The organism is Murinocardiopsis flavida (assembly GCF_003014485.1).
GTDB classification, from domain to species: domain Bacteria; phylum Actinomycetota; class Actinomycetes; order Streptosporangiales; family Streptosporangiaceae; genus Murinocardiopsis; species Murinocardiopsis flavida.
The window spans coordinates 52082-75955 of sequence record NZ_PYGA01000020.1; the positions used below are offsets into that span (position 1 = coordinate 52082).

A 23874-nucleotide genomic window follows, 5' to 3' on the forward strand; every position below is an offset into this window, starting at 1 on the left:
CGTGCGTGGGCGGCTCATGGGATGGGCTCGACGGTGTCCTCGAGGACGACCTTGGTCTCGGCGCCGATGTCCCAGCTGCTGTTGAAGCCGGGCAGCACGATCGGGATCTTGATCTCGACCTGGATGTAGGTGTTGAGGTTGCGATCCTCGGAGTCGATGCTGAACGCGTCGTCGTGGTTCCACGGGGCGGAGATGCGCTTCTTCGCCCGCTCCTCGATCTTCTCGGCGTCGTAGGGGGTCACCGCGGCCTGGCGGGCGCCCTCCGCCGCGGCGTGGCTGGCGTACATGGAGGTCAGGCCGATCATGATGACCTGCCACACGAGGAGCGCGAAGAAGAGGATGAACGGCGTCAACGCCGCCAGTTCGACCAGGGCGACCCCGTGGTCGTCCCGGCGCCGTTTCAGCCGTCCGGTCATGGCGCGGGCTCCGGCTTCTTCTTCGCGGCCTTGCCGCCGTTCTCTTGCGCCTTGGGGTCGATGAACAGCCCGAGTTCGTCGGCCACCTGGCGGAACGCCTTGCGGAACGCGTCGTCGGTGAGTTTCAGGGGGTCGCCGGTGTTGCCGGCCTCCTCCAGCGCGCGGAAGTTCGCGGGCAGCGAGTGCTTGAGCATGCCGGTGCCCAGGAGCTTGCGGGCGAAGTCGGGCTGGATCTCGTTCTTGCGGCTGTGCCGGGTGAGGAGACCCATGACCTCCTTCTTGTTGCGCACCTGGAGGCGGTCCCACATGTGGATGAGGCGCTGGCCGCCGCGGATCGACGGGAGGTCCGGGGTGAGGAGGACCAGTGCGGTGTCGGCGAGTTCGACCGCCATGGCGCTGGCCTCGGTCATGGCCGAGCCGCAGTCGACGATGACGACCTCGTAGCGGGAGCGCAGCGCGCCGAGGACCTGGCGCGCGGCCCGCGCCGTGACGTCCTCGCCGCGTTCGCCCTCGCTCGGGGCGAGCAGGACGTGGGGGCCGTCGGGGTGGACGTAGAGGGTGTCGGCGAGCATCGCCGCGCTGATGTCGTCGGCGGCCTCGACGAGGTCGGCGATGCTGCGCCGATGGCTCAGGTCGAGGTAGCTGGGGATGTCGCCGGTCTGGAGGTCGAGGTCGACCAGGCAGACGACGCGGCCGGCCTTCGCGGAGAGCATGGCGAGTTGCACGGCCGTCGTGGTGGTGCCCACCCCGCCCTTGCCCCCGGTGATGGCGAGGATGGAGCCGCGCCCGCCCGACACCGGGACGTCGAGCGAGGCGGCCTCCAGGTGCCGCCGGAGGGTGCGCGACCAGTCGGCGGCCGTGGTGATGCGGGCGTCGAGTTCCTCGAGCGTGGCGTTCGTGGACAGGACGCCGCGGGCGCCGGCCTCCATGGCCTGGGTGAAGGTCTCGGACTGGATGTCGTCGACGATCAGGATGACGGCGAGCTGGGGGTGGGTGCGGGACAGCTCGCGGATGAGGTCGAGCACCGGCAGCGGGCCGAGTTCGTTGTGGATCAGGACGACGTCGAGGTTGGGCAGCTTGGAGACGGTCTCGATGATCTCGCGCGAGGAGCGGTGCACGCTGACGAGGTCGGTCTCCTGCAACTCGTCGAACCGGGTGGTGAGGGTCGACTCCAGTTCGGCGTTGGGGGCGCCGAGCATCACCTGGTAGGTCACTGGCCACCGCCCGGGGCCTGCTGCCTGTCCTTCTTCGCGAGGTCCTGGATGTCCTTGTTGCAGAACTGGATGGCGCCGGGGTCGCCGGAGCCTTCGGGGCTCACCAGGCCCAGCCGCACGGTCTCGGAGAACGCCTCGACCTGGGTGAGGAGGAGGGTCTGGTCGGAGTCGAGCCGGAAGGTGACCGGGACGCTGCCCGCTGATGCGCCTTCGGCGTCCTGCGAGGAGCGGACCACGCCGACCTCCAGGACCTGGACGTCGGTCAGGGCGCGCAGTGCGCACTGCTTGGCGGCACCGGCCTCCTGGTCGCCGCCCATGGTGGCGTAGACGTCGACCCGGGACCCGGGGCTGACCTTGCCGGCGACGCCGGTCTCGGCATCGACCATGACCGCGACCTCGCGCTCACCGGCTTCGAGCTTGGGCGCCGCGATGACCATGCCCTTTTGCAGGTAGGAGCCCTTGGGAAGCTTCGTGGACGAGACGGGGACGCTGCCCGGCTGCTTCAGGGCGTCGTCGAGGTCGCCGAGGAAGTTGTTGGAGTAGAACTTGGCGGGGACCTGCGTCTTCTCGACCATGTCGTCGGTGACCGGCTGGTAGGCCGGGACCTCCTGAGTGAGCCTCAGGACGGTCTTGTACGTGCCCAACTCCCGATTCAGGGTGTTCACGTAGCTCACCACGGTGAAGAACACCGCGATGGCGCCGATGCCGGCGACGATCATGAGCAGGATGCCACGTCGCTGACGGGGGTTCATGAGCTTCCGTTCCTTGTCGGGGGGCTGGCGAGGGGACCGGGGGAGCCGTCCTCACCGGGGCGGTTGGTGATGCCGCCCGTGCCCGGGGGCAGGAGCGGTCTGCGGATAGGACGCGGGACCAGGGGGGGCGGGTTCCGCGTGAGGCGATGGTTGCTGAGGGGGTTGCTGCGGGGGTGCGGCGCCGGGTGGGGGTCCGGCCGCGCTCGGGCGGGCCGCGCCGGGGTCGTTGCCGACCCAGGCGGGGCGGACGTGCTCACCGGTGTTGCGTGCGGGCGGCGGGGGGACGTCGGCGCCGCGTGTCGGGGGCCTGCCGACCGGCGGGTGGTTGGCGGCCCGGCAGAAGGGGCAGTGGAGTCCGGCGACGGGTTCGCGGCACCAGACGCAGGCGGTGGGGCGGATCGCGCGGACGGTCTGGGTGAGCGCCTGCGGGTGGGCGCTGAACGCGACGAACTCGATGTACTTCTTGCTGCCCCAGTACTTGGCGCCGAGCGGCTGCTCGGGCAGGGCGCTGATCGACACCGGGCGCACCGCGGGGGTGAACTGGTTGTTGAAGGCGTCGATGTCGTGGCCCTCGGGGCGGGCGATGAGCATCTGGATCGGTTCGACCGGCCGCGCGGAGATGTTGGCCGCGGCGCTGCCCTTGCGGACCCGGCCGACCCGCTTGGTGGGGGCGCTGAACGCGAGGAAGGTGCTCCCGGGGGCGTAGGACCCCAGGTGCTGGCGGACCGAGATGGGGATGGTCGCGAGGTTCGTGACGCTCTTCAGCCACCCGCCGGCGAGCATGTGCTCGGGCAGCACCGCCGGCAGCGCCGCGACCAGCCCCGACGGGAGGTAGGGGGCCAGATAGGCGAGCTGGTCGGCGGCGAGCGACATGGCGAGCGGTGAGAAGTCCATGGCGACGGCGGCGACGCTGTCGCTCTGGAGCGCGCCGCGGGCGAACCTGATGGCGCGGACGGCGCGCTCGGAGTGCCAGCTGGGGTACAGCGCGACGACCTTGCGCCCGGCGTCGACGTGGTAGCGCGCGAACTCGAGGAAGGCCTCGCCTTGTGCGGCGAGGTCTTCTCCTTCGAGTGGGAAGCGCTGCGCCTGGGCCTCGCCGAGTTGTCCCGTACTCGGGACGTCTGCGAGCAGCGCGACGACGCTCACGGAACGTGGGCGGGCTTTGGGCACTGGGCGAGCTCCTCCGGGGGTAGGCGCTTCGACGCGTCGGATGTCTGGATCACCTGCGAAGGGGCACTACGCGGCGTGTTGCAGGCGTATCGTAACCATTCACCGGGAACGTGGATATGCCTGAAGCAGTCCTGTGGACAACCGTGACACTGACTTCCACGCTGTGTCACCAAGTCGTCGTTAATTGGAGCCGTATTCAGTCCTAAATGTTACCGAATGCGCTAATCCTGGCCGAATGCGGACAGTCGGCCGGGGTGCGTCGGAGCAGTTCGGACTTGCGGATCGTAGCTCGTTCGGATAACAACGGCGGCCCGTTTTCGGGGGGCGAGCGGGTGCCGACGGCCGGGGGCACCGCGAGGTCACGCACGGTCATTCCGGCTCGTTCTCATTCTCTGGACGGCATTCGGCATCGGCCGCGGCCGCGGGTGCCGGGTCGGGTTCGGAGCTGGGGTCGGGGGCGTCGTTGCCGCCGCCGTCCTGGTGGGCGGCGCACTCGCCGAAGTCCAGCCACACGCGCGGGCCCATGTCGTCGGGTGCGCCCAGGAACTCCGCCTTGGACGCGGCCCGCTTCTCGTCGCCCCACGCAGCGGGCAGGACGGAGCCGGCGCCCAGCATGCTGAGGCCGAACGGGGTGGAGCCGGTGGAGCGCTCGGTCTCGTAGAGGACCCGGCCGATCCTGCCGCGCTCGTAGAACTGCTGCTTGACGCGGTCCTGGACGGCGCCGTCGTCGCCGGACACGGCGGGGACGCCGAACTCCGAGTCGCGGTGCTTGCCCCCGCCGCCGCTCCGCAGCCAGTCCTCCACGTCGTCGCGGTTGCCGTCGTCGACGGCGAGCGCCGCGCTGCGGGTCTCGTACAGCCCGTTCTTGCCGCCCGCGCCGGAGGGCGGCGGGCTGGGTGCGGGTTCGCCGGCGGCCTCGGTGTCGAGGCCGGCGCCGTCGGGCGTGGCGATCGTCTCGGCGACCCGCACCGAGGTCAGGCGCCCCTTGTCGTCGCGGACCAGGCGGAGTGCGACGTCCTTGCGCTCCTTGGCCCCCAGGGAGAACAGGCCGACGTTGTGCTTGCCCTTGGCGGTGAAGGAGTAGGTGCGCGCCGTCGTCGGGTGGTCGGGGTCGGTCGCGTCGACCTCCTCCAGGGTCGCCCCGCTGAGGCGGCCCTTGCCGCCGAGGAGGCCGAGGTCGAGGGTGCCGCTCTTCGCCTTGGCGCCGAACCCGAGGGATCCGGGCACGGATTCGGCGGTGATCTGCGGGTCGCCGACCTTCTTCGCGAGGTCCTTCAGGTCGGCGGGCTCCTTGGGGCATGCCTGCGGGGTCTCGGCGCTGCCGTCGTCGCACGCCTGCTGCTTCAGGTAGTCGGCCGCGGCGTGCTGGACGCGGTCGGCCTCCTTTGCCGCGCCCGGCCCCCTGAACGCGAACGCGTCGCCGGCCCGCCACGGCGGGTCGCCGGGCAGTTTGCCGCCGAGCGCCGCGTCGCCGCTGGTGACGGCGCGGTCCGCGCCCTTGCCCTTGGCGCCGAACCCGTCGTCGGACATCGCGGTGAGGCGGACGGTGCCGTCGGGCAGTTCCTGGCGGAGGAACGCGAGGTCGCCGCCGAGCGCCACGACGGCCGCCGACGTGGCGGTGCGGGACCAGCCCGCGTCGTACAGGACGGGGCAGAGATCGGGCCGGAGTTCGGCGTCGGCCGCCGAGGCGCCGTCGCCGGTGCAGGAGGAGGGCGGCGCCGCGGCGGCGTTCGAGCGTGCTTCGGCGGCGCCGCCCGTGCAGCCGCCGTTGTCGGACTCGGACGGGTTCAGCAGTCCGCACACTGCGCGGTCGACGGACGCGGTGGCGTTGGGCGGCAGGAAGAGGTAGCCGGCGACGGCGGCGACGGCGACGGCGAGGGTGATCCCCATCGTGTACTCGATGTGGATGCGGCCGGGGTCGGCCGCCGGCGGGCGGGCGCGGTAGGGAGGGCGAGGGGGTGCCAACTCGGTCCTCTCGGAGGGTAAGGGTGTGCGGGTCCGGTGCGGTGGCGGTCCGTCGTCAGTCGAACGCGGTCATGACCAGGGCGACGGCCGCCGCCGCGTCGAAGTCGGGATCGTCGGCGGGGGGTTCGATCCGGACGTCGAAGGCGAGCTGCTTCTTCGGGTCGGCGATCTTCAGCAGGTACTCGGTGCGCTTGTCGGGGTGGGTCCGGTGCAGCAGCGCGATGGTCTGGCGGCCGTGGGGGTGCTGGGAGGCCCCCGCGGCGACCATGTCCTCGTAGTCGGCTTCGAGGGCGAACCCGTCCTCGAAGCGGACGACGCCGGCGGTGATGGCGGCGGGCCCGTCGTAGGTGCACTGGTGGACGATGATGCGGTGCGCCGTCCGGGTCGAGGCGCCCTCCACGACCGCGCGTTCGCCGCCGATGTCGGGGCGCCAGCCGAGGGCGCAGGTCTCGTCGGAGGCGAGGTCGACGACCGGTAGGCCGCCGCTGGGGGCCGGGCCCGACTTGGTGGCGGCCAGCCAGGTGGTGGGCAGGTCGCCGCGCGGGCCCACCTTGGGCGCCGGCGCGGGGTCGGCGCCGGTGCACCCGGAGAGCAGCAGCACCGATGCGGAGAGTGCCGCGAACGCGCATAGGGGTCGGGCGGTGCCCTGGCGTTCGGTCATGGCCGGCATCCTCGCGGCTCGTGTCTGGATGTTTCTGGTTTCATTTGGTTTTCGGTGATATTAGGAGGCTTTTGCGGCCGGTGCAAGGGCCCAGGCGCCCGGTTCCGCCTACGGCGCGGGCCGGGAGTGCGCTGAGTCACCCTATGTGCGTGCGCCGCGTTCGGGTATGCCCGGCCGTCCCCGGTTTTCCCGTGCACCACCGCCCGCGGCGGCCGCCGCGGCTCAGTCCAGGGCCGACACCGCGAGGCCGACGGCGTCCTTCGCGCCGAAACCGGAGCCGGGGCTCTCGATCTCCAGGTCGAAGCTTGCCAGCTGGTCGGGGTCGGGGACCATCACGATGTACTCGGTGCGCTTGTTGGGGAACACCTGGCGGAGCAGGGCGACGGTCTGGTCGCCTTCAACGTGCTCGGAGGCTCCCGCGGCGATGAGGTCGGCGTAGGTCCGCGAGAGGGCGTCGCCGTCCTTGTAGCGCACCAGCCCGGCCGAGACCGGTGCCGCGCCGCTGAAACTGCACTTGTGCACCCGCGAGCCGTCGTCCTGCTCGTCGTTGAGGACTTCGGTCAGCTCCGCCTTCTCCGAGCCGATCGCCGGCTTCCAGGGGATGGCGCACTTCTGCTCGGCGGTGAGGTCGACGATCGGCGAGCCGCCGCCCGAGGACGCGGGCGGCCGCTGCTCGGCCGCCGCGGTCACCCAGTCGTCGGGGATCCGGCCGCGGGGCGTGCCGTCGGGTTCGACGGCGTCCTCGCCGCCCCCGGTGCAGCCCGTGGCGAGGAGCGCGAGCGCGGCGGCGAGGAGGATCGGTCGAAAGGTGCCCGGGTGGGAGGTCATGTCAGCCCCTGAGGATGGACGTCCGGTTCCATTTTGTTTTACGTGATATTACGCCTGATTGATTGGCATTGCAGGGGCCTGTGGTCCCGGGGTCGGTCCCGCAACGGCGGCAGCGCCGCAACCCCGGACCGGGGCGCGGCGCTGCCGGAGGTCCTGCCGGAGGTGCTCAGCGGGGGTCGGACGCCTCCTCGCCGACGGGCCCGGGCGCGCGCTGGGGCGGGACGGAGCCGCTGCGGGCGGCCGCGTCCGCCGCGTCCGGGTAGTCCTTGTCGAGTGTCGGCGCCGCGGCGAAGACCGACGGGCCCTCCGCGTACCGCCCGCCGCCGATCATGTTGAAGCAGATGTTCAGCACGATCGCGACGACGGCCGCACCGACGATCCCCGAGTGCAGGATGAGCGCCAGCCAGTCGGGGAAGCCCTCGTAGAACGTCGGGACCGCGAGCGGGATGATGCCGAAGCCCAGCGACGAGGCGACCAGGATCAGGTTGAGGTTGTCGTCGAAGTCGACCTTGCCGAGCGTGCGGATGCCGCTGGCGGCGACCGTGCCGAACAGCACGAGGCCGGCGCCGCCCAGGACCGGCATCGGGATCGCGGCGACCACCCGGCCGAGGACCGGGAACAGCCCGAGGACGATCAGCATGCCCGCGCCGGTCGCGACGACGAAGCGGCTGCGGACCCGGGTGAGCGCGATCAGGCCGATGTTCTGCGCGAACGAGCTGCCGGGGGTCGAGTTGAAGATCGGCCCGATGATGGACGCGCTCACGTCGGCGCGCAGCCCGGCGGCGATCCGCCGGCTGTCGACCTTCGACCCCACGATCTCGCCGACGGCGATGATGTGCGACGCGCCCTCGGTCAGCACGACGAGCATGATCACGCACATCGTGACGATCGGCGCCCATTCGAACTGCGGCATGCCGAAGTGGAACGGGGACCCGAGCGAGACGATCGCCCCCTCGCCGACCTGGCTGAAGTCGGCCTTGCCGAACGGGATCGCGACGAGTGTGCCCGCGACCAGCCCCAGCAGGATGGAGATCCGGCTGAACATGCCCGGCAGCGCGCGGGAGAACAGCAGCACCAGCGCGAGGGTCGTGCCGGCGAGCGCGAGGTCGCCCAGGGCGGGGACCTGGTCCGCGGCGCCGTCGACCACCCAGCCCGCCGCAACGGGCATCAGCGACAGCCCGATCACGGTGATCAGGCTGCCGGTGACCACCGGCGGGAAGAAGCGGATGAGCTGCCCGAAGAACGGTGTGAGCAGGAGGGCGAACACGCCGCCCACCAGCGACGCGCCCAGGACGACGGGGATGCCCTGGTCGGCCGCCACCGCGGTCATGGCGCTCACCGGGATGAACGACGCCCCGATGACGATGGGCATCTGCGCGCCCACGCGCCAGACTCCGAGGGTCTGGAGGACCGTCGCGATCCCGGCGACCAGCAGCGCGCCGCTGACGAGCACGCCGAGGTCGGTCGCGTCGAGTCCGGCGGCCGCGCCGATGACCAGCGCGGGGGCGACGGCGCCCGCGTACATGGTGAGGATGTGCTGGAGGCCGTAGACGAGCAGCAGCCGGGTGGGCAGCCGCTCGTCCTCGGGCCGGGGTTCGGGTGTCGTGGCGTCTGTTGTGGCTGAGGCGCTCGTGTCGGTGCCGTTCTTGCGCAGTCTCATGACCAGTTTCCAGCCTCGTTGGGTGCTCGCTCGGCGGTTCGGGGGTACCGCGCCCGGCGGTGCCGGGTACGGCGGCGGCCCCGGGCGCCGCCGGGGGCGGCCGGGGCATTGGGGGCCGCGCCGGCGCGGGGCCGGCGCCGGTGCGGCCCCCTGAGGGGGGTGGTATCAGAGGAAGCCGGGGACGGACTCCCACGCGCGCCCGGGGTCGGGGGCCCCGTCGCGCACGACGGCGGCCTCGATCTTGCCGTAGGGGCGGTCCGCCGCGAAGAAGACCTCGTTCGGGTTGTCCATGCCGAAGGGCGACAGGTCGACCAGGAAGTGGTGCTTGTTGGGCATGGAGAACCGGATCTCGGCGATCTGCGGGTGCGCCCGCAGGACGGACTCGCCCATCGTGTACAGCGTCTGCTGGAGGGCGAGGCTGTGCGTGGTGGCGAACGCCTCCAGCAGCAGCGCGCGGACCGAGGCGTAGGTCGCGTCGTAGTCGACAGCGGTGCCCGTGTAGCGCCAGCGGGCGGCGACGTCGGTGGCGAGGATCCGGTCCGTGGTCTCGGCCAGGGTCGTGAACTCGGTCTTGGGGTAGCCGTGGAACTCCGACCCGGTCGACTTCAGCACGGTGAGGCCCTCGAAGCCGGACAGCACCCATTCGGCGTCGCCGTCCTTGGTGACGACGGTGGTGCGGGTCTCGGCGCCGCTGCGGACGAAGGCGTGGTCGTGCGGGCCCTCGGGGGTCGCGATCCGGTTCCAGGTGTACTCCTGGACCTCCTGGCGGGAGCCGCTCACGTGGTCGAAGGTGTCGACGTGGTAGCGGGCGAGGAGCAGCGCGAAGTCCTCGATCGCGTGGACGCCGTGCTTCCTGGCGAACGCGTAGACGGTGTTCTTCTGCGTGTCGGTGGCGACGCAGTTGGCGTTGTCGCCGCCGGTGTGCACGGCGTCGAAGTCGCCGCGCAGCTGGGAGGTGACGTTCACGTCCTTGATGGTGTGCACGTCGGTGTCGCGGTTGATGCGCACCAGGCGCACCTCGGCCTTGCCGTACTGGTTGGCTCCGAGACGGATCGCCATGATCGGTCGACTCCTCGCATCGATGGGTTCTGATGTCGCGCACCCGGAGGGTGCGCGGTGCGCCCGAGGGAGGACCGCTGTCGCGGAAGGACCTATCACGCACAGGAGGTGCAGTCGTGGGGCGCGCCGGCGGCGCGCGGGGGACGGGGGCCGCGGTGGTCAGGAGCCGCGGTAGGTGGAGAACGCGAACGGGCTGAGCAGCAGCGGCACGTGGTAGTGGGCGTCCTCGTCGGTCAGCTCGAACACCACGGAGACCTCGGGGTAGAAGCCCTTCTGCCCGGTCGCGGCGGAGTAGGCCCCGGTGTCGAAGGTGATCCGGTAGACCCCGGCGGCGAGCCGGTCCGGGCCGAGTTCGCCGACGCGGCCGTCGGCGTCGGTGGTGCCGCTCGCCACCGGCGCGGCGGGGGAGACGGCGTCCAGCCGCACCGGGACCCCGGCGGCGGGGACGCCGAGCGCGGTGTCGAGGACGTGGGTCGTCACGTGGCTCATCGGACGCGTGCCTTTCTCGTGGTGGTCACTGCCGGTCGAGGAGTCGCTCGAGGCGCAGCAGCGCGATCTTGCCCAGTTCCCCGGCGACGACACGGGCCTCGGCCGCGGGGTCGTTGGCCATGCGCGCGGTCAGGTCGGCGAGGAGCTCCGGCCCGCTGCGCCCGCTCGCGCACACGAGGTAGATCTGGCCGAACCGCTCCTCGTAGGCGGCGTTGGCCGCGCGGAAGTCGTCCTTCGCCGCGCCCGTGACGCCCGCCTGCTCTCCGCGGGACCAGGCGGCCTCGGTGCCCCCCGCCGCGGCGGGCGCGGCCTGCTGCCCGATGCGCGGGTGCCGGGCGAGGGCCTGCGCGACCTCGTCGTCGGTGATGGCGGCGGCGTGGCGGCCCGCAGCGGCGATGAGGGCGTCCCGGTCGCGGAACGGGCGTTCGCCGTCGAGCGCGCGGACCCAGCGGTCGATGTCGAGGCACTGGGCGAGCTCGGCGCGGAACTCCTCGGGGCCGAGTGCGTTGAGGCGTTCGATCGCCGGGTCGGCGGGGGCCGCGGCGCGATCGGGCATGGGCTGCTCCCTGTGCGGTCGTTCTCGGCCCGGCGGGCCCGCGGGGCGTGCGGGCCGCTGGTCCGGGGCCGTTCGGACGGGTCGGCGACCCGTACTCGAAAAAAGCCAAGTTTCGTAGTGCAGAAAGTGTGTTCTGTATTACGGACAATAGAACGACGGTGTGCGGACCTGTCAACAGGCGCGCGCCGCGAATCCGTGCTCGTACCGGCTGTTTGTATGTATCCACGAACAATCGCGCCGGCGTCCGGACGATGCCCTGAGACCGCCCCGCCGCAGGTACCGCCGGGACCAGCGCTGTTGACAAGCGTTCCGCGCCGTCGCACACTCACATCAGATTCCTTCAAGTGAAAACTGATTTCCACATAATGGAATCATGATCGGGTTCCGGGCCGCCGGGACGCGAGGACCCAGCACGCCGCGCGGCATGCGCAGTGCCGATCGCGCGGCCGAGACGGAGGGGTGCATGACACATTCGCTGCGCTACACCGTGAACTGCTCGCTGCTGTTCACCGAACTGCCCGTCACCGAGCGCCCGGCGGCCGCCGTCGCCGCCGGGTTCGACGCCGTCGAGTTCTGGTGGCCGTGGACCACCGCCGTCCCCGCCGCCGCGGAGGTCGACGCGTTCGTCGCGGCCATCGACTCCTCCGGGGCGGCGCTCACCGGCCTGAACTTCTTCGCCGGCGCACTGCCCGGCCCCGACCGCGGCGTGCTGTCACTCCCCGCGCGCGCCGAAGAGTTCCGCGCCAACATCGACGTCGTCCTCGACATCGCCGAGCGCACCGGCGTCCGCGCGTTCAACGCCCTCTACGGCCTGCGCCAGGACGGCGTCGACCCGGCCGAGCAGGACCGGGTGGCGCTGGCGGAGATCACCGCGGCGGCGAAGGCCGTCGCGGGCATCGGCGGCACCGTCCTCATCGAGCCCATCAGCGGCGCCCCCGACTACCCGCTCACCACCGCAGAGGACGCCCTCGCGGTGGTCGACGCGGCCAAGGGCAACGGGGCCGACAACGTCGCCCTGCTCGCCGACTTCTTCCACCTCGCCGTCAACGGGGCCGACGTCGCCGCGGTCGTCGACGCGCACGCCGCGGAGTTCGGCCACATCCAGATCGCCGACGCACCCGGGCGCGGCGAACCCGGCACCGGCGAACTGCCCCTCGACGCGCTCCTCACAGCGGCCCAGCAGCAGGGCTACGACGGCTACGTGGGACTGGAGTACAAGCCCACCGTCCCCTCCGCCGACAGCTTCGCCTGGCTCGGCCGCTAACCCCACGACCCCCGAAAGGACGGACGCTCATGTCCACACCGCGCAGCATCGCCTTCATCGGCCTCGGCATCATGGGCCTGCCCATGGCAAAGAACCTCGTGCGGGCCGGGTACTCCGTCGCCGGCTACAACCTCATGCCCGAGGCGATCACCCGGCTGGCCGAGGCGGGCGGCACCGCCGCCGCGTCGATCGCCGACGCCGTCAAGGACGCCGACACCGTCATCGTCATGGTCCCCGACTCGCCCGACGTGCAGCAGGTGCTGCTCGCCGACGACGGCGTGTTCGCCAACGCGCGCCCCGGCGCGCTCGTCATCGACATGAGCACCATCCGCCCCGACGTCGCCCGCGAGGTCGCCCAGGCCGGTGCCGAGCGCGGCTTCCGCGTCCTCGACGCGCCGGTGAGCGGCGGCGAGGCGGGCGCCGTCGAGGCGAAGCTGTCGATCATGGTGGGCGGCTCCGAAGCCGACTTCGCCGCGGCGCGCCCCGTGTTCGACGTCCTCGGCAGCACGCCCGTCCTGGTGGGCCCCTCGGGCGCCGGCCAGACCGTGAAGGCGGCGAACCAGCTCATCGTCGCCGGCAACATCCAGCTCGTCGCCGAGGCGCTCGTGTTCCTCGAAGCCCACGGCGTCGACACAAAGGCCGGCCTGGAGGTCCTCAACGGGGGCCTCGCCGGGAGCACCGTCATGACCCGCAAGACCGATGCGCTGCGCAACCGCGACTTCACCCCGGGATTCCGGATCGCGCTGCACGACAAGGACATGAAGATCGTGACCCAGGCGGCGCGCGAGGCCGGGGTGGCGATCCCGCTGGGCGCGCTGGTCGCCCAGTTCGTCGGCGCCCTGAAGGCCCAGGGCCACGGCGGACTGGACCACTCGGCGCTGCTCAAGATCGTGGAACAGCTCTCCTCAGCCGAAAAGGCCTGAGCAGGCGGGATCCCCGCCGACGGGCACGACGACACGGCGTCGCGCGTATCTCGGACGCCATGTGCCGCGGGTGTTGGCCGCACCCTCGATCCCGCCGGCGGAGGACCCCTGAACCCCCTAGCACAGAAGGGTTTCCCCAAATGGTACAGATGCCCGCCATGAACGCCGTGGTCGAGGTTTTGAAGTCCGAGGGAGTCGACACGGCGTTCGGCTGCCCCGGCGCCGCCATCCTGCCGCTGTACAAGGCGATGGAGCAGGTCGGCGGGATCGAGCACCTCACCGTCCGGCACGAAGAGGGCGCGACGCACATGGCCGACGGCTGGTCGCGCACCAACGGCCGGGTCGGTGTCGCCATCGGCACCTCCGGCCCGGCCGGGACCAACATGATCACCGGCCTCTACACCGCGCTCGCCGACTCCGTCCCCATCGTCTGCATCACCGGCCAGGCCGCGACGGCCCTGCTCGACAAGGAGGGCTTCCAGGCCGTCGACATCGTCGAGGTCGCCAAGCCGGTGACCAAGTGGGCGGTGCAGATCAAGGAGGCCGCGACCGCCCCGTGGGTCTTCCGCGAGGCGTTCCGCGTCGCGCGCGAGGGCCGCCCCGGCCCCGTGCTCATCGACATCCCGGTCGACATCGCCCAGCAGCTCATCGAGTACGACGCCGGCATCGACGCCCCGCTGCCGGTCCACCCCGTGCGGCCGCACGGGCCCCGCGTGGCGCGCGCCCTCGACCTGCTGCTGGCGGCCGAGCGCCCGCTGCTCCTCGGCGGCGGCGGTGTCATCACCGCCGGGGCGTCCGAGGAGCTGACCGCACTCGCCGCGTACCTGGACATCCCCGTCCAGGTCACCCTCATGGGCAAGGGCGCGATCGACGAGGACGCCCCGCTGTTCGCCGGGATCACGGGCGTGCAGACCTCCCAGCGCTACGGCAACGCCTCGTTCCTGGAGTCCGACCTGGTGCTCGCCGTGGGCGCCCGGTTCGGCGACCGGCACACCGGCAAGCTCGACGTGTACCGCGGCGACCGGAAGTTCATCCACGTCGACGTCGAGCCGACCCAGATCGGCCGGGTGTTCGAGCCCGACCTGGGCGTGGTCTCCGACGCCAAGCTGTTCCTGCGGGCCCTGCTCGACCTCGCGAAGGAGCGCGGCGCCGGCCGCGGCCCCGGCGCGTGGACGGCGCGCGTCCAGGAGCTCAAGCGCACCCTGGGCCGCCGCGAGGACTTCGACGACACCCCCATCAAGGCGCCCCGCGTCTACCGGGAGATCAACGACGTCTTCGACGCCGACACCTACTTCGTCACCGCCATCGGCCTCTACCAGATCTGGGGCGGCCAGCACCAGAAGGCGTACAAGCCGCGGCGCTACCAGGTCTGCGGGCAGGCCGGACCGCTCGGCTGGGAGATCCCCGCGGCGATCGGCGTCAAGAAGGCGCTCAAGGACACCGAGCCCGACGCCGAGGTCGTGGGGGTCGTGGGCGACTACAGCTTCCAGTACATGGTGGAGGAGCTCGCCGTCGCGGCGCAGTACAACGTGCCGTTCGTGATCATCATGATCAACAACGAGTACCTGGGGCTCATCCGCCAGGCGTCGATCCCCTACGCCATGAACTACCAGGTCGACATCCACTACGACGAGTACGGCACCGACAACGTCAAGATCATGGAGGCGTACGGCTGCGCCGGCCGGCGCGTCGTCGACCCGGGCGGGATCAACGACGCCCTGCAATGGGCCCGCAAAGAGGCCCGGTCCAGCCGCCGCCCCGTGCTGGTCGAGATCATGATCGAACGCGAGGCGAACACCCCGCACGGCCCGGCGATCGACGCCGTCAAGGAGTTCGAGCCCCTGCCGCAGGGCTGAGCAGGCAAGGGCGGCCGCGGATCCCGGGGCGCCGCGGCGGCAGGGCCCGCCGCGGCGCCCCCTTCCCGTGCCGGGGAGGGGGCGCCCGCCCGGGCGGTACCGGTCTGTTACTGTGTGGTCATCATGCTGCGCGAGCTGCTCCTCCTTAGCGGCCGCGGCGAGGGCCGATAGGAAACGGCCGCTCCCTCGCCGCGGGGCTACTGACATGTTCTTTGTCGGCCGCAATCCAGCGCGCGAGTTCTTCACAGGAGTACCTTTCATGGTTCCGCAGCAGCAGCCCAGCCCCATGCCCTTCCGGCGCTACCGGCCCTTTCCGGCGGTCGACCTGCCCGACCGCACCTGGCCCTCGGCCGTCATCACCCGGGCGCCCCGCTGGCTGTCCACCGACCTGCGCGACGGCAACCAGTCGCTCATCGAACCCATGGACGCCGTGCGCAAGCGCGAAATGTTCGACCTGCTGGTACGCATGGGCTACAAGGAGATCGAGGTCGGGTTCCCCGCGGCGAGCCAGACCGACTTCGACTTCGTGCGCGGCCTCATCGAGGACGCCGCCATCCCCGACGACGTCCAGATCTCGGTGCTGACCCAGGCCCGCGAGGACCTGATCGAGCGCACCGTGCAGTCACTGGTCGGCGCCGCCCGCTCCACCGTCCACCTGTACAACGCCACCGCGCCGGAGTTCCGCAGGGTGGTGTTCGGCGTCGACCGCGACACCTGCAAGGCCATCGCCGTCGACGGCACCCGGCACGTCATGAAGTTCGCCGAGGAGTACCTGGGCGACACCGCGTACTTCGGCTACGAGTACTCGCCCGAGATCTTCATCGACACCGAGCCCGACTTCGCGCTGGAGGTCTGCGAGGCGGTCATGGACGTCTGGGAGCCCGGCCCCGGCAGGGAGATCATCCTGAACCTGCCGGCGACCGTCGAGCGCGCCACCCCCAACGTCTACGCCGACCAGATCGAGTGGATGAGCCGCTCACTGTCCCGCCGCGAGCACGTGGTGCTGTCGGTGCACCCGCACAACGACCGCGGCACCGGCGTCGCCTCCGCCGAACTCGCGGTCATGGCCGGCGCCGACCGCGTCGAGGGCTGCCTGTTCGGCCACGGTGAGCGCACCGGAAACGTCGACCTGGTCACCCTCGGCATGAACCTGTACAGCCAGGGCGTCGACCCCGAGGTCGACTTCTCCGACATCGACGAGATCCGGCGCGTCGTCGAGTACTGCACCCAGCTGCCGGTCGCGCCGCGCCACCCCTACGGCGGCGACCTCGTCTACACGGCGTTCTCCGGTTCGCACCAGGACGCCATCAAGAAGGGCCTGCTGGCGCTGGAGCACGAGGCGGCCGAGGCGGGGGTCCCGGAGGGCGAGTACCCGTGGCGGGTGCCCTACCTGCCCATCGACCCCAAGGAGGTCGGCCGCGACTACGAGGCGGTCATCCGGGTCAACAGCCAGTCTGGCAAGGGCGGGGTGGCCTACATCCTGCACCGCGACCACGCGCTCGACCTGCCGCGGCGCTTGCAGATCGAGTTCTCCCACGTCGTCCAGCAGCACACCGACGCAGAGGGCGGCGAGCTGTCGAGCGAGCAGATCTGGGCCGCCTTCACCACGGCCTACCTGAGCGACGAAGGCCCGGTCGGCGTGATGACGCACCGCACCCGGGCCACCGACGACGGCTCCTACGAGGTCACCGCCGACGTCCGGGTGCGCGGCGAGATCCGCGAGATCCGCGGCACCGGCAACGGCCCCATCTCCGCGTTCGCCGACGCGCTGGCCGCCGTGGGCGTCGACGTCCGGGTGGTCGACTACGTCGAGCACTCGATGGGCCAGGGCGGCGACGCCAGGGCCGCCGCCTACGTCGAGGCGTCGGTCGACGGCGGCGGCGCCGTGTGGGGCGTGGGCATCCACTCCAACATCACCACCGCGTCACTGCGGGCGATGTGCAGCGCGGTCAACGCCGCGAGCCGCCGCTGACCCGCAGCGAGGCGCCGCGGCCGGCGATCCCGCCGCGGCGCCGGCCGGGGCGGCCACGACGTCCGCCGGCCCCCGCGACCGTGCCGCGCCGGCGACCCCGTGCGCGCGAGCAGGGCCCGACCTCACCGAGGGCGGGCCCTGCGCCGTCGGCGGGGGTCATTCGCTGCCGAACAGCTGCGTCCACTTGAACCCGGCCTCGCCGACACCGATGGCCTTGCTGTCGCAGTTGAGGATGTTGTCGCGGTGGCCCTTGCTGTCCATCCAGGACTCGACCACCTGGGCGGCGGTGCGCTGGCCCGATGCGACGTTCTCCCCCGACCAGGAGTCGTAGCCCTCGGCGGCGGAGCGGTCCCCGGGGCCCTTCCCGTCGGGGCTGATGTGGTCCATGTAGTCGCGGAGGTCCATGTCCTTGCTGTGGCCCTGCGCCGCGGCGGTGAGGCGGTCGTCGACGCGCAGCGGCGCGCAGCCGGCGTCGGCGCGCTCCTTGTTCGTGAGCCGGACGACCTCCTTGGCGAGCGCGCTCACCCCGGCGGAGTCGCCCCCGCCGCTGCCGCCGCCCGGGTCGGGGGCGGGGCTCCGGGAGCCCCCGGAGTCGCCGCCGCTCTCGGACGGGCGCGGCGACACCGACGCCTCCACCTCGGCGCCGTCGCCGGTGGCGGCCTTGGGCGGCGCCGACCGCTGCGTGGGCGCCGGCTCGGGCGACGCGGTGGGGCTGGGGAAGAAGTCCTCGGGGGTCCGCACGTCGTCGGGGACGGCCTGCGGCGCCTGCTGGGCCCCGTTCGCGGCGGCCGGCGCCCCGCTGTCAGGCGCCGAGGCCACGATCATCGCCGCGGCGAGCGCGGCGCCCACCGGGAGGGCGAGGAGGCCGCCGACGACGGGCCCGCGCCACGCCGTGGAGCGGCGTACGGGCCTGCGTCGGGCGCCACGCCTGCTCCCATGGGGCGACCGGTTCCGGTCGTACCGGCGTGCACCTGACATCACGGTCTCCCAATCACAGACAACGGGGGTCTCGCGTGATCGTAGAGCAAAGTGGGGCGAAAGAGGAGATCCATTCGTGATCTCCTGGTGCCGTGCCGCCATCGGGCCTGTTCGGTGTACCGGCGGGCGCGGGCATCGGCGACAATGGGGTGGTGAGCCTCTACCGCGACGAAGGTGTGGTCCTGCGCACCCAGAAACTCGGCGAGGCCGACCGCATCGTGACACTGCTGACCCGGCGGACCGGGCTGGTCCGCGCGGTCGGCAAGGGCGTGCGCCGCACCAAGTCCCGCTTCGGCGCGCGGCTGGAGCCCTTCACCCACGTCGACCTCCAGCTCTACACCGGGCGTACGCTCGACGTCATCACCCAGGCCGACACGCTGCGCGCCTACGGCACCCCCATCGCCGCCGACTACCCCCGCTACACCGCGGGCACCGCCATGCTGGAGACGGCCGAGAAGATCGTCATCGTCGAGAAGGACCCGTCCCTGCGGCAGTTCCTGCTGCTCATCGGGGGCCTGCGCACGCTGGGGGAGCAGAGCCACGATCCCCGGCTGGTCCTCGACGCCTACCTGCTGCGCTCCCTCGCCGTCGCCGGGTACGCCCCGGCGCTGACCGAATGCGCCCGCTGCGGGGCCGACGCCTCGGTGGGCGCGCACCGGCCGTTCGCCGTGCACGCCGGGGGCGTCGTGTGCACGGTGTGCCGCCCGGCGGGGACGGTGAACCCCTCGGTCGAGACCATCGACCTGATGTCGGCGCTGCTGCGCGGCGACTGGCCGGCCGCCGACGCGAGTGAGGACCGCCGCCGCGCCGAATGCAGCGGGCTGGTGGCGGCCTACCTGCAATGGCACCTTGAAAACGGAATCCGATCCCTGCGCCTGGTGGAGCGTTCGTGAGTTTGTACAAGCCGTTCACGTCGAAGCGCCGTGCCCTCACGCCGCCCGAACCGCACCCCAGCGGGGCGACGCCGCCGCCGCTGCCGCGCGAACTGGTCCCCCGGCACGTCGCCATCGTCATGGACGGCAACGGCCGGTGGGCCAAGCAGCGCGGCCTGCCCCGCACCGAGGGGCACAAGGCGGGCGAGCACTCGCTGTTCGACGTGATCGAGGGCGCGCTGGAGCTGGGCGTGCCGTACCTGTCGGCGTACGCATTCTCCACCGAGAATTGGAAGCGCTCTCCCGAGGAGGTCCGCTTCCTCATGGGGTTCAACCGCGACGTCATCCGGCGCCGCCGCGACGAGATGCACGCGCGCGGCGTCCGGATCCGCTGGGCGGGCCGCCGCGGCCGGCTGTGGAAGAGCGTCATCAGCGAACTGGAGGACGCGCAGGAGCTGACCAAGGCGAACAAGCAGCTCACCTTGCAGTTCTGCGTGAACTACGGCGGGCGCGCCGAGATCGCCGACGCGGCGGCGGCGCTCGCCAGGGACGCGGCGGAGGGCCGCATCGACCCGGCCAGGATCACCGAGGCCAGCCTCGCCAAGCACCTCGACGAGCCCGACATCCCCGCCGTGGACCTGTTCGTGCGCTCATCGGGGGAGCAGCGCTTCTCCAACTTCCTGCTGTGGCAGTCGGCCTACGCCGAGTTCGTGTTCCTCGACACGCTCTGGCCCGACTTCGACCGGCGCCACTTCTGGCACGCGTGCGAGGTCTACGCCAGCCGCGACCGCCGCTACGGGGGTGCGGTCCCGAACCCGGTCGAGCCCGTGGGGCCGACCGGCGGGGCGGACCGGTGAGCCGCCTGGAGCTCGCCGGCGCCCGGCTGTCCTACGTCGCCGTCGGCGACAGCTTCACGGAGGGCGTGGGCGACCCCGCACCGGACGACGCCCCGCTCCCCGGCGCGCAGGGCGGCGTGCGCGGATGGGCCGACCGCTTCGCCGAGCACCTGGCGGCGCACGCGGCCGAGCTGCGCTACGCCAACCTCGCCGTCCGCGGCAAGCTGCTCCGGCAGGTCATGGCCGACCAGGTGCCGCGTGCCGCGGAGCTCCGGCCCGACCTGGTGACGTTCAGCGCCGGCGGCAACGACCTGCTGCGGCCCGGGGCCGACCCCGACCGGCTCGCGGCCGTGCTCGAATCGGGCGTGCGGCGGCTGCGCGACAGCGGCGCGCAGGTCGTCCTGTTCACCGGGGTGAACGTCGCCAGGGGCTACATGCGGCCGCTCATCGGCGGGTTCACGCGCTACTACCTGAACATCCGCGCGATCGCCGACCGCCACGACTGCCTCCTGGTCGACCAGTGGTCGATGGCGGTGCTCGCCGACCCGCGCGCCTGGGACGCCGACCGGCTGCACATGTCGCCCGAAGGCCACCGCAGGCTGGCGCTGAAGGTGTGCGATGTCGTTGGCGTCCCGACGGAGGGCGACTGGGCGGAGCCGTGGCCGCCGGCGGGCCCCACGACGTGGCGGGCCGAGCGCGGCGCCGACCTGCGCTGGATGCGGGAGTTCCTGGGGCCGTGGGTGAACCGGCGCCTCACCGGGCGCTCCTCCGGCGACGGGCGCCGCGCCAAGCGCCCCGAGCCCGTGGTGCTCCCCGGGCGTGATCCTCGCGACATCGGCGGCTGAACCCGCAACCTACCCTCGCGTAACCATGGACCGGCGATGCATCATCGTCTACTATGCGCGACTTTGCCACTGGGAAGGACATCGTCTCCTACGTCGCCCTCGGCGACAGCTTCACCGAGGGCCTGAACGACGCGTATCCCGACATCGGCCCCGATGGCGCCCCGCGCTACCGGGGCTGGGCCGACCGGCTCGCCGAGGCGCTCGCCGCCGAGGCGGGCGAGGTCCGCTACGCCAACCTGGCGGTGCGCGGCAAGCTGATCCGCCAGATCGCCGCCGAGCAGGTGCCGCGCGCCGCGGAGCTGCGGCCCGACCTGATCACCCTCTGCGCGGGCGGCAACGACATCATCCGCCCGGGCAGCGATCCCGACGTGGTGGCGGCGGTCTTCGAGACCGCGGTGGCGCGGCTCGCCCGAACGGGCGCCACCATCGTGCTCCTCACCGGCGCCGACATGGCGTTCCAGCCGGGCATGCGGCACCTGCGCGGCAAGATCGCGACCTACAACATGCACCTGCGGGCCATCGCCGACCGCCACGGCTGCGCCGTGGTGGACCTGTGGGGGATGACGGTGCTCCAGGACGGCAGGGCGTGGAGCTGGGACCGGCTGCACATGTCGGCCGAGGGGCACGCCCGGCTGGCGCTGCGGGTCGGCGAGGTGCTCGGCCTCGCTGCCGACACCGACTGGAACGCGCCGTGGCCGGAGGCGCCGGCGGTCGACTGGCGGCTGGCCCGCCGCGCCGACCTGCGCTGGGCGCGGCAGTTCCTGGTGCCGTGGATCGGCCGCCGCCTCACCGGGCGCTCCTCGGGCGACGGCCGCCACGCCAAGCGGCCGAACCTGGACCCGCTGCGGCCCCGCGGCTAACCGCGGGAGGCCCAGCAGGCCGCGCAGGTGCCGAACACCTCGACCGTGTGGGTGACGTCGTGGAAGCCGTGCTGGGCCGCGACGTTCTCGGCCCACTTCTCCACCGCGGGCCCCTCGACCTCGACCGCCTTGCCGCACCCGCGGCACACCAGGTGGTGGTGGTGGGTGTCGGTGACGCACGCGCGGTAGACGGCCTCGCCGTCGGTGCTGCGCAGCACGTCGATCTCGCCGGAGTCGCTGAGGGCCTGCAACGCGCGGTAGACGGTCGTCAGCCCGATCTTGGAGCCCTCGGCGCGCAGATCGGCGTAGAGGTCCTGGGCGCTGCGGAAGCCGCTGCTGTCGTTCAGCGCCCGGCGTACGGTGTCGCGACGTGTACTCAAGTCGATACGCTCCCCGTCTCGGTGTGCGGAATCGTACCCGGGGCCGGGCCGTCGTGCTCGATCCGGGGGGCGCCGCGCCGCAGCCGCAGGGCCCGGCCGAGCAGCACCGCCGCGATGAACACCGCGATGGCGAGCAGCACGATGGCGGCGCCGGGCGAGACGTCGGCGTACGCGGCGGTCGACAGCCCGCCCAGCGCCGCGGCCACCCCGATTCCCATGGCGAGTGCGATGGTCACCCGGAAGCTGCGGGTGAGCTGCTGCGCCGCGGCGACCGGGACCACCATGAGGGCGCTGACCAGCAGCACCCCGACCACGCGCATGGAGATGACGACGGTCAGCGCCGCGGTCACGGCGATGATGAGGCTGAGCAGCCGCACGGGCAGCCCGTGGGTGCGCGCGACCTCCTCGTCCTGGCACAGCACGAAGAGCTCGCGGCCGAAGTAGCCGATGACGCCGAGCACCAGTACCGCCAGCCCGCCCATGACGTAGACGTCCTGCTCGGTGACCGTGCTCACCGAGCCGAACAGGAAGCTCGTCAGGGTGGCGTTGCTGGCCCCCGGCGCCAGGCCGATGAGCAGCACGCCGCCGGCCAGCCCGCCGTAGAACAGCAGGGCGAGGGCGACGTCGCCGCTGGTGCGGGTGCGTTCGCGGACGAGTTCGAGGACGACGGCGCCGAGCGCGGCGACGATCAGCGCGGCGATGATGGGGGAGGTGCTGGTGAGGAAGCCCAGCGCGACACCGGTGAGCGCAACGTGGCCGATGCCGTCGCCGAGCAGGGCGAGCTTGCGCTGCACCATGAACGTGCCGATGACGGGCGCCACCAGGCCGACGAAGACCGCGGCGAGCAGGGCCCGCTGCATGAAGGGGAAGCTGAGCAGCTCAATCACGGCGCGGTACCTCGATCGTCGGCAGTGCGGAGGCGCCGCCGGCCGCGTCGGCGTGCGGGTGGATGTGCTCGTGGCCGTCGCGCGCGCAGTCGCCGAACGGGCGCGGCGGTGCGCCGTCGTGGCCCACGGTCCCCTCGGAGAGGACGACGGCGCGCCCGATCAGCGGCTCCAGCGGGCCGAGTTCGTGCAGCACCAGGACCACGGTGGCGCCGCGCCCGCTGAGCGCGGCGATGGTGTCGGCGAGGGTCTGCTGGCTCGCGGCGTCGACGCCGGCCAGCGGCTCGTCCATGAGGAAGGTGTCGGGGCGCCCGGCGAGCGCGCGGGCGATGAGCACGCGCTGCTGCTGGCCGCCGGAGAGCTCGTGGACGGAGTCGCGGGAGCGGTGCAGCAGGCCGACGGTCTCCAGCGCCTCGGTGACGGCCGCGCGGTCCTCCGTCGTGGGCAGGGACAGCCGGCGGCGCCGCGCGACCTGGCCGGAGGCGACGACCTCGCGGACGGTGGCCGGGACCCCGCCGCCGGCGGAGAGCCGCTGGGGGACGTAGCCGATGCGCGCCCACTCCGTGAATCGGCGCAGCGGCGTGCCGTGCAGGTCGACCGTTCCGGCGGTGAGCGGCACCAGCCCGAGTATTGCGCGCAGCAGGGTGGACTTGCCGGAGCCGTTGGGCCCCAGGACGGCGACCACCTCGCCGGCGCCGATGTCGAGGCTGACGCCGCGGACGACGGGGCGGCGGTCGTAGGACACGACGGCGTCGCGCACCCGCACGGCGGGGGGCTGCGGCGGGGGTGCCGGCCGCGCTTGGCTGAGGGTTTCTGCGGACATCACTCAACTATAACGATAACGGTTGTCAATTTAGTCCGCTTCGTGGCGGATCACAGCACGCCGCTCTGGAGGACGCCGAGCGCCGCGAGGACCGCGACGACCACGACCCGGGCCGCCCGGCCGCCCGCAGGGAGGGTCGGCCACGCCAGGAACGCCAGCCACCCGATGAACAGCGCCAGCAGGCCGAGGAGCACCGCGCCGGCGACCCCGGCGAGCAGCAGCCCGCCGACGAACGCCAGCGCCATGGCCACTGGCAGGATCCAGCGGGGGGCGTTGTGCAGCCACACCAGGGGGACGGCGCTGTTCCGCTCGATCGCGTGGCGCAGCGGCCCCGCGCCCGGGGTGAAGAACGAATCGCCTTTCGGCATGGGTCGGGGCGACACCTGGATCCTCCCTGTGGACGGCGCGCACCGCACCGGCGCGCGTGCTGCGGACGGCGCCGGGCGCCCCCGCCGTTCTGCGCCGCGCAAGCGGCGCGGCGGGCCCCGGCATCGCGCCGCCGCCCGCTTCGCGCAGTTCAGCGCGGGGTTCCCGGTGGTCCCGACCGGCCCGGCGGGGAGGCACCGGACGGGGTGCGCCCGAGGTGATCCGCGGGACACCGCCCAGCCTAC

Annotated in this window: 24 protein-coding genes; 8 read left to right on the top strand and 16 right to left on the bottom strand. The window is 72.4% G+C overall.

Features of this window, described 5'->3' with window-relative positions:
- Positions 1 to 14: 14 nt before the first annotated feature.
- From CLV63_RS24615 to uraD, 11 genes are all read right to left on the bottom strand, one after another.
- Positions 15 to 416, bottom strand: a complete 402-nt coding sequence (locus tag CLV63_RS24615; RefSeq protein ID WP_106585582.1) for a TadE/TadG family type IV pilus assembly protein — start codon at positions 414 to 416, stop codon at positions 15 to 17.
- Positions 413 to 1630: an AAA family ATPase gene (locus CLV63_RS24620; RefSeq protein ID WP_106585583.1), complete on the bottom strand. Its 1218-nt coding sequence runs from the start codon at positions 1628 to 1630 to the stop codon at positions 413 to 415. Before CLV63_RS24620 ends, CLV63_RS24615 begins: the two co-directional genes overlap by 4 nt.
- Positions 1627 to 2382 carry a Flp pilus assembly protein CpaB gene (gene cpaB, locus CLV63_RS24625; RefSeq protein WP_211301452.1) on the bottom strand — a complete coding sequence of 252 codons (756 nt, stop codon included), beginning with the start codon at positions 2380 to 2382 and terminating at the stop codon, positions 1627 to 1629. The genes CLV63_RS24620 and cpaB overlap by 4 nt, the downstream gene beginning before the upstream one ends.
- A gap of 51 nt (positions 2383 to 2433) precedes the next feature.
- The gene (locus CLV63_RS24630; RefSeq protein ID WP_245929040.1) at positions 2434 to 3552 is read right to left on the bottom strand and encodes a hypothetical protein; all 1119 of its coding nucleotides are present in this window, start codon (positions 3550 to 3552) and stop codon (positions 2434 to 2436) included.
- 369 nt (positions 3553 to 3921) lie between these two features.
- The gene (locus CLV63_RS24635; protein WP_146165654.1) at positions 3922 to 5517 is read right to left on the bottom strand and encodes a hypothetical protein; all 1596 of its coding nucleotides are present in this window, start codon (positions 5515 to 5517) and stop codon (positions 3922 to 3924) included.
- 55 nt (positions 5518 to 5572) lie between these two features.
- Positions 5573 to 6178 carry a hypothetical protein gene (locus tag CLV63_RS24640; RefSeq protein WP_106585585.1) on the bottom strand — a complete coding sequence of 202 codons (606 nt, stop codon included), beginning with the start codon at positions 6176 to 6178 and terminating at the stop codon, positions 5573 to 5575.
- Between the two features lie 222 nt (positions 6179 to 6400).
- Entirely contained in the window at positions 6401 to 7006 is a 606-nt protein-coding gene (locus tag CLV63_RS24645) for a hypothetical protein (protein ID WP_106585586.1), read from the bottom strand.
- Positions 7007 to 7172: 166 nt separating this feature from the next.
- A complete protein-coding gene (locus CLV63_RS24650; protein WP_106585587.1) occupies positions 7173 to 8666 on the bottom strand; it encodes a nucleobase:cation symporter-2 family protein in 1494 nt (497 codons plus the stop codon).
- 165 nt (positions 8667 to 8831) lie between these two features.
- Positions 8832 to 9725 (bottom strand): factor-independent urate hydroxylase, encoded by an 894-nt coding sequence (gene pucL, locus CLV63_RS24655; RefSeq protein WP_106585588.1) that lies wholly within the window; start codon positions 9723 to 9725, stop codon positions 8832 to 8834.
- 159 nt (positions 9726 to 9884) lie between these two features.
- Positions 9885 to 10214, bottom strand: a complete 330-nt coding sequence (gene uraH / locus CLV63_RS24660) for a hydroxyisourate hydrolase (RefSeq protein ID WP_106585589.1) — start codon at positions 10212 to 10214, stop codon at positions 9885 to 9887.
- A 25-nt stretch (positions 10215 to 10239) separates the two neighbouring features.
- Positions 10240 to 10770 carry a 2-oxo-4-hydroxy-4-carboxy-5-ureidoimidazoline decarboxylase gene (uraD, locus tag CLV63_RS24665; RefSeq protein WP_106585590.1) on the bottom strand — a complete coding sequence of 177 codons (531 nt, stop codon included), beginning with the start codon at positions 10768 to 10770 and terminating at the stop codon, positions 10240 to 10242.
- Positions 10771 to 11233: 463 nt separating this feature from the next.
- Here uraD and CLV63_RS24670 point away from each other — a divergent pair, with 463 nt between their 5' ends.
- The 4 genes from CLV63_RS24670 (at position 11234) to leuA (ending at position 16785) form a co-directional block, all read left to right on the top strand.
- Positions 11234 to 12034: a hydroxypyruvate isomerase family protein gene (locus CLV63_RS24670; protein ID WP_106585653.1), complete on the top strand. Its 801-nt coding sequence runs from the start codon at positions 11234 to 11236 to the stop codon at positions 12032 to 12034.
- Between the two features lie 29 nt (positions 12035 to 12063).
- Positions 12064 to 12957, top strand: a complete 894-nt coding sequence (locus CLV63_RS24675) for a 2-hydroxy-3-oxopropionate reductase (protein ID WP_106585591.1) — start codon at positions 12064 to 12066, stop codon at positions 12955 to 12957.
- Between the two features lie 140 nt (positions 12958 to 13097).
- A complete protein-coding gene (gcl, locus tag CLV63_RS24680; RefSeq protein ID WP_106585592.1) occupies positions 13098 to 14813 on the top strand; it encodes a glyoxylate carboligase in 1716 nt (571 codons plus the stop codon).
- A 259-nt stretch (positions 14814 to 15072) separates the two neighbouring features.
- The gene (leuA, locus tag CLV63_RS24685) at positions 15073 to 16785 is read left to right on the top strand and encodes a 2-isopropylmalate synthase (protein ID WP_106585593.1); all 1713 of its coding nucleotides are present in this window, start codon (positions 15073 to 15075) and stop codon (positions 16783 to 16785) included.
- 156 nt (positions 16786 to 16941) lie between these two features.
- Here leuA and CLV63_RS24690 read toward each other — a convergent pair whose 3' ends face one another.
- Positions 16942 to 17763 (bottom strand): CAP domain-containing protein, encoded by an 822-nt coding sequence (locus tag CLV63_RS24690; RefSeq protein WP_106585594.1) that lies wholly within the window; start codon positions 17761 to 17763, stop codon positions 16942 to 16944.
- Between the two features lie 152 nt (positions 17764 to 17915).
- Between CLV63_RS24690 and recO the strand changes: the two genes are divergently transcribed.
- From recO to CLV63_RS24710, 4 genes are read left to right on the top strand one after another with little or no spacing between them, the layout of a single operon-like run.
- Positions 17916 to 18656, top strand: a complete 741-nt coding sequence (recO, locus tag CLV63_RS24695; RefSeq protein WP_106585654.1) for a DNA repair protein RecO — start codon at positions 17916 to 17918, stop codon at positions 18654 to 18656.
- On the top strand, positions 18653 to 19492 hold the full coding sequence (locus tag CLV63_RS24700; protein ID WP_106585595.1) for an isoprenyl transferase: 840 nt from the start codon (positions 18653 to 18655) through the stop codon (positions 19490 to 19492). Before recO ends, CLV63_RS24700 begins: the two co-directional genes overlap by 4 nt.
- Positions 19489 to 20316 (top strand): SGNH/GDSL hydrolase family protein, encoded by an 828-nt coding sequence (locus CLV63_RS24705; RefSeq protein WP_245929032.1) that lies wholly within the window; start codon positions 19489 to 19491, stop codon positions 20314 to 20316. Before CLV63_RS24700 ends, CLV63_RS24705 begins: the two co-directional genes overlap by 4 nt.
- Before the next feature lie 53 nt (positions 20317 to 20369).
- Positions 20370 to 21176: an SGNH/GDSL hydrolase family protein gene (locus tag CLV63_RS24710; RefSeq protein ID WP_106585596.1), complete on the top strand. Its 807-nt coding sequence runs from the start codon at positions 20370 to 20372 to the stop codon at positions 21174 to 21176.
- Here the strand turns inward: CLV63_RS24710 and CLV63_RS24715 are convergent.
- From CLV63_RS24715 to CLV63_RS24730, 4 genes are read right to left on the bottom strand one after another with little or no spacing between them, the layout of a single operon-like run.
- The gene (locus tag CLV63_RS24715) at positions 21173 to 21556 is read right to left on the bottom strand and encodes a Fur family transcriptional regulator (protein WP_106585597.1); all 384 of its coding nucleotides are present in this window, start codon (positions 21554 to 21556) and stop codon (positions 21173 to 21175) included. The genes CLV63_RS24710 and CLV63_RS24715 overlap by 4 nt on opposite strands.
- Positions 21553 to 22443 (bottom strand): metal ABC transporter permease, encoded by an 891-nt coding sequence (locus CLV63_RS24720; protein WP_106585598.1) that lies wholly within the window; start codon positions 22441 to 22443, stop codon positions 21553 to 21555. Before CLV63_RS24720 ends, CLV63_RS24715 begins: the two co-directional genes overlap by 4 nt.
- Positions 22436 to 23263 (bottom strand): metal ABC transporter ATP-binding protein, encoded by an 828-nt coding sequence (locus CLV63_RS24725; RefSeq protein ID WP_106585599.1) that lies wholly within the window; start codon positions 23261 to 23263, stop codon positions 22436 to 22438. Before CLV63_RS24725 ends, CLV63_RS24720 begins: the two co-directional genes overlap by 8 nt.
- A gap of 50 nt (positions 23264 to 23313) precedes the next feature.
- A complete protein-coding gene (locus tag CLV63_RS24730; RefSeq protein ID WP_342751436.1) occupies positions 23314 to 23646 on the bottom strand; it encodes a DUF6703 family protein in 333 nt (110 codons plus the stop codon).
- Positions 23647 to 23874: the final 228 nt, after the last annotated feature.